The organism is Lawsonibacter sp., assembly GCF_022777125.1.
Lineage (GTDB): Bacteria > Bacillota > Clostridia > Oscillospirales > Oscillospiraceae > Lawsonibacter_A > Lawsonibacter_A hominis.
Genome location: NZ_JALFGV010000043.1, coordinates 1 through 5,506 on the forward strand (window position 1 = coordinate 1; position 5,506 = coordinate 5,506).

Annotated in this window: 6 protein-coding genes; 5 read left to right on the forward strand and 1 reads right to left on the reverse strand. The window is 60.8% G+C overall.

Going from position 1 to position 5,506, the window contains the following annotated elements:
• The 4 genes from MR825_RS03740 to MR825_RS03755 all read left to right on the forward strand — a co-directional run.
• Positions 1–334, forward strand: a 334-nt coding sequence (locus MR825_RS03740; protein WP_287878969.1) for a DUF421 domain-containing protein, incomplete at its 5' end; no start/stop codon positions are given.
• A complete protein-coding gene (locus tag MR825_RS03745; protein WP_186907264.1) occupies positions 331–711 on the forward strand; it encodes a DUF4363 family protein in 381 nt (126 codons plus the stop codon). The genes MR825_RS03740 and MR825_RS03745, both read left to right, overlap by 4 nt.
• A gap of 353 nt (positions 712–1,064) precedes the next feature.
• Positions 1,065–2,903, forward strand: a complete 1,839-nt coding sequence (locus MR825_RS03750; protein ID WP_186907263.1) for an NAD(P)-binding protein — start codon at positions 1,065–1,067, stop codon at positions 2,901–2,903.
• Positions 2,897–4,633 carry an NADH-dependent [FeFe] hydrogenase, group A6 gene (locus MR825_RS03755; protein ID WP_186907262.1) on the forward strand — a complete coding sequence of 579 codons (1,737 nt, stop codon included), beginning with the start codon at positions 2,897–2,899 and terminating at the stop codon, positions 4,631–4,633. The genes MR825_RS03750 and MR825_RS03755 overlap by 7 nt, the downstream gene beginning before the upstream one ends.
• 73 nt (positions 4,634–4,706) lie before the next feature.
• Here MR825_RS03755 and nrdR read toward each other — a convergent pair whose 3' ends face one another.
• Positions 4,707–5,162: a transcriptional regulator NrdR gene (gene nrdR, locus MR825_RS03760; protein ID WP_287878974.1), complete on the reverse strand. Its 456-nt coding sequence runs from the start codon at positions 5,160–5,162 to the stop codon at positions 4,707–4,709.
• Between the two features lie 140 nt (positions 5,163–5,302).
• Between nrdR and MR825_RS03765 the strand changes: the two genes are divergently transcribed.
• Positions 5,303–5,491 carry a hypothetical protein gene (locus MR825_RS03765; RefSeq protein ID WP_207723721.1) on the forward strand — a complete coding sequence of 63 codons (189 nt, stop codon included), beginning with the start codon at positions 5,303–5,305 and terminating at the stop codon, positions 5,489–5,491.
• Positions 5,492–5,506: the final 15 nt, after the last annotated feature.

Sequence of the window (5,506 nt, forward strand, 5' to 3'; positions counted from 1 at the left end):
GGAGGAGCTCCGGATGAAGGGAATCACGGATCTGTCCACCGTAAAATATGCGATTTTGGAGACCAATGGACGCCTCTCCGTGCTTCCCTACGCCAACCAGCTTCCCGTGACGGCCGAGCAGATGAACGTAACGCCGGAGGATGTGGGACTGCCGGTGGTCGTCATCAACGACGGGCGGGTGATCGAGCGCAATCTTCATACGCGGGGCCTGGACCGCAACTGGCTCGACAAGCAGCTGGCTCAGCATAAGCTCAAGCAGCCGAGCGACGTGTTCCTGCTGACGGTGGACGAGCAAAACCGCGTCTACTTCGTGGCAAAGGAGGCGGTCGGATGAAGCGCCTGTGGATCGCCGCCGCCATCCTTGCCGCCCTGTTCTGCGCCACTCTGCTCAACAGCTGGTATCTCCGGGGCTTCACGCGGGAACTCACCGGCCTGCTGGAACAGGCGGAAGCCCTGGCGGAGGCCGGCGATTGGGAGCGGGCGGACCTGCTGACCCGCTCCGCCTTTGAGCACTGGTCGTCCCGGGACGGTTATCTGCACGTCACCCTCCGCCACTCAGACACCGATCTGATCCACGTCGGCTTCCAGGAAGTTTTGGAATTCATCGAATGTCAGGAGGGCGGCGAATATTCCGCCGCCAACGCACGCCTGGCCGCTCAGATCCAGCTGATCTACGAGTCCGAACAGCTCACCCTGAAAAATGTATTCTGATTCCCGGCGGGCGAAGACGCAGACGTCTTCGCCCGCTTTTTGGGCCTTTTCATGGGCCGGGCAAAGTGCACAAAGGTTTTGCCGTGCGGCCAATCCGCTTGACAGAAAAACGGCACTTTCTTGCAGGAAAGTAACATACCTCCCAGTAAGCGGAAAATCCGACATTGTCACATTTTTGTCAATATTTATTTTGCAAGATTATCCTAATAATCAAAAAAATGATGATTTCATGCGAAAAAATTCAGAATTGTCCTTGACAGATCCACTTCATTGGACTATAGTTTCTCTCAGATGCGCGACTTGAAAACTGATGAGTTTCCCATTTAGAACTATAAGTAGAAGGAGCGGAGCAAATGAGCAGACTGTATGTCAAAACTCCCAGTCAGTCTGAGGCTGTGGTGGAACAGCTGTACCGCAATATGGAACGGCGGATCGCTGCCAGCCCTCCGGGTCTGTGTCCGGTCGACATGGCCCTGAATTTTTTGAACCTGTGTCAGGCGCAGACCTGCGGCAAATGCGTGCCCTGCCGGATCGGTCTGGCCCAGCTCTCCGGCATGATCCGCGAGGTGCTGGACGGCGAACCGGAACTGCGTATCCTCGACCGGATCGAACAGACCGCCCGGGTCATCGTGGACACGGCGGACTGTGCCATCGGGATCGACGCGGCCCAGCTGGTGCTGATGGGACTGCTGGGCTTTCGGGACGATTATGAGGAGCACATCACCCACCACCGCTGTCTGGGCAGTCTGAAAAACCCGGTTCCCTGCGTGGCCATGTGCCCCGCCGGGGTAGACATTCCCGGCTATGTGGCCCTGGTCAAGGAGGGCCGGTGTGACGACGCCGTCCGCCTCATCCGCAAGGACAATCCCTTCCCCACCGCCTGTGCCTACATCTGCGAGCATCCCTGCGAGGCCCACTGCCGCCGGAACATGGTGGACAACGCCATCAATATCCGCGGCCTAAAGCGCTACGCCGTAGATCAGGCAGGCGACGTGCCCCAGCCCGCCTGCGCGCCCGCTACCGGCAAAGCGGTGGCCATCGTGGGCGGCGGCCCCGGCGGGCTGTCCGCCGCCTACTATCTGGCGCTGATGGGCCACAAGGTGACGGTATATGAGCGCCAGAGCCAGCTGGGCGGCATGATGCGCTACGGCATCCCCAGCTACCGTTTCCCGCGTGAGTTGCTGGATCAGGAGATTGCCTCCATCCTCTCTCTGGGGATCGAGGTACATACCGGCGTGAACGTCGGCACCGACTGTTCCTTCGACGAGCTGAAGAAGCAGTATGACTGCATCTATCTGTCCATCGGCGCCCACACCGACAAAAAGACGGGTATCGAGGGTGAAAACAGCAAGGGCGTGGTCTCCGCGGTGGAGATGCTGCGCCGGATCGGCGACAACGAAATGCCCGATTTCACCGGCCAAAACGTGGTGGTGATCGGCGGCGGCAACGTGGCCATGGACGTGACCCGCAGTTCCATTCGCCTGGGCGCGAAAAAGGTGACCTGCGTCTACCGCCGCCGCCAAGAGGATATGACTGCTCTGCCGGAGGAGGTGGAAGGCGCCGTGGCCGAAGGCGCCGAGCTGCTCACGCTCCAGGCTCCCCTGCGTATCGAGGCGGACAAGGACGGAAAGGTGACCGCCCTTTGGACCCAGCCACAGGTGATCGGCGAGGCCGACAAGCAGGGCCGCCCCAGGCCCGGCGCCGCCGCTGTGGAGGAAAAGCGCATCCCGGCGGATACCATCATCGTGGCCATCGGGCAGGGAATTGAGACCCACGGTCTGGAGCAGAGCGGCATCCGGATCCAGCGGGGCGGCACCGTGCTGGCCGACTCCAGCACCAGCCTGCCGGAACTGGAGGGCGTGTTCGCCGGCGGCGACTGCGTCACCGGCCCCGCTACCGTCATCAAGGCCATCGCCGCAGGCAAGGCGGCCGCCGCCAACATCGACGAATATCTCGGCTTCCACCACGAGATCGTTTCGGAGGTGCAGGTGCCGGTGCCCGGCTATACCGACCTGCGCTCCCGGGGACGGATCACCTCCAGCGAGCGGGAGGCCAGCGAACGCAAAAAAGACTTCCAGTGCATCGAGTGCGGCATGACCTGCGAGGAGGCCTTGAAGGAATCCTCCCGGTGCCTGCGCTGCGACCACTTTGGATATGGGATTTTTAAGGGAGGCCGTGTGGAAAAATGGTAACCATCAAAATTGACGACCGCAAACTGCGCGTGCCGGAAGGAAACACCATCCTGCAGGCCGCCGAGGACGCCGGCATCCCGATCCCCCACCTGTGCTATCTGAAGGAACTCAACGAGATCGCCGCCTGCCGCATGTGCATGGTGGAGGTCGAGGACACCGAGCGCCTGGTGCCCGCCTGCAACACCCAGGTGGTGGACGGCATGGTCATCCGCACCAACAGCCCCCGGGTGCGGCAGGCCCGCAAGACCAACCTTCGCCTGATCCTCTCCCAGCACGATTCCAACTGTACCGTCTGCGTGCGCAGCGGCAACTGTGAGCTGCAGAAGCTCTCCCACGATCTGAACATCCATTACCAGCCCTATCAGGTGCAGCCGGAACGCTCCCGGGTGGACCTGGACGTGCCGGTGGTCCGTGAGGCCAGCAAGTGTATCAAATGCATGCGCTGCGTGCAGGTATGCGACAAGATCCAGGGCATGAAGATCTGGGATGTGGCGGGCACCGGCGGACGGACCACGGTGGACGTCTCCTACAACCGCAGTCTGAAATATACCGACTGCACCTTCTGCGGCCAGTGTGTGACCCACTGCCCCACCGGGGCCCTCACCGTGCGGGACGATACCAACAAGGTCCTCCGGGCCCTGGCTGACCCCGACGTGACCACCGTAGTCCAAGTGGCTCCCGCCGTGCGGGTGGCCTGGGCCGAGAGCTTCGGTCTGGACCCCAAGACCGGTTCCGTTGGCCGTATGGTGGCGGCTTTGAAACGGGTCGGCTTCGATTATGTATTTGATACCAACTTTGCCGCCGATCTGACCATCATGGAGGAGGGCAGCGAGTTTCTGGAGCGTTTTACCCATCGCGGAAAGTACCGTTGGCCCATGTTCACCTCCTGCTGCCCCGGCTGGGTGCGTTTTCTGAAATCCCAGTACCCGGAGTACACCGACTGCCTCTCCACCGCCAAGTCTCCCCAGCAGATGTTCGGCGCGGTCGCCAAGAGCTATTTTGCCGCTCAGAAGGGGCTGGACCCCCACAAGGTGTTCGTGGTCTCCATCATGCCCTGCTCCGCCAAGAAGGCGGAGAGCGAGCTGCCCACCATGAACGACGCCTGCGGCGACCCGGATGTGGACGTGGTGCTCACCACCCGTGAGATGGACCGTCTGTTCCGCAGCGACTGCATCGTGCCCGCCGACCTGGGCGAGGAGAAGTTCGATAGCCCTCTGGGCAGCGGCACCGGCGCGGCGGTGATTTTCGGCGCCACTGGCGGCGTAATGGACGCCGCCCTGCGCAGCGCTTACTTCCTGGTCACCGGAACCAATCCAGACGCCGACGCTTTCTCCGCCGTCCGGGGCGGAAAGCCCTGGCGTGAAGCCACCTTTACCATCCCGGGCGCGGGAGAGGTCCGGGTTGCCGTAGTCAGCGGTCTGGCAAATGTCCGCGCCCTGATGGACGCAGTGGACGCGGGCAGTGTGGATTACGACTTCGTAGAGGTCATGGCCTGTCCCGGCGGCTGCGCCGGCGGCGGCGGACAGCCCATCCACTGCAACGAGGAGCTTGCCGCCTCCCGCGGCGCGCTGCTGTGGAAGATGGACGCCAAATCGAAGATCCGCTATTCCCATGAGAACCCGGATATCCAAGCGCTCTACCGCACTTATTTGAAAGCGCCTTTGGGCGAGAAGTCCCACCACCTGCTGCATACCGACCACGCGGCCTGGAAAACCCCCAACGCGAAGTGACGGCCGCTCCGGCGGGACAACAGGATAAGAGGCTGCCGCAACCTGGTTGCGGCAGCCTCTTGCTGTTTGTTGTTCACTTTTCTTCCAGCAGCTTGGACAGTTCAGCCATGAAGGTGCTGATATCCTTGAATTGCCGGTAGACCGAGGCAAATCGTACATAGGCGACCTCGTCCACCCCTTTCAGCTTGTCCATGACCAGCGCGCCGATCCGATCGGAGGGGATTTCGCGGCTCATCTCGTTCTGGAGGGTCTGCTCGATCTCGTTGGCGGTGGCCTCCAGCGTGGCAAAGGCCACGGGCCGCTTCTCACAGGCCCGGATCATTCCGTTGAGCAGCTTGGACTTATCAAACGTCTGGCGGCTGCCGTCCTTCTTAATGACCACCAGCGGCAGGCTCTCCATGGTTTCATAGGTGGTAAAGCGCTTGTGGCACGCCAGGCACTCCCGGCGGCGGCGGATGCTGGCGCCCTCATCCGAGGGGCGGGAATCCACGACCTTGCTCTCCAAATGGGCACAATAAGGGCATTTCATGGTCGGCGTACCTCCTGATACCATTTAATGAATTGATTATAACACGAATCCCACCGATTTGGTATCCCTTTTACCCATTTTCTTGCATATGATTTCCTGTCCCTGGGTAAACTTCTTTCAGCGAAAGCGAGGTGAGCACCGTGCAGAATCAGAACAATCAGAACAATCAGAACAATACCCGCAACAGCAACCAGAATGCTCAGGACAATCGAAGCAAGAACAGTCAGAACAAGAACAACCAGAACGCGCAGAACAAGAATAACCAGAACGCGCAGAACAAGAATAACCAGAACGCGCAGAACAAGAGCAACAACCAGAACCAGTTCTAAGCCGGCGCAGCGGCG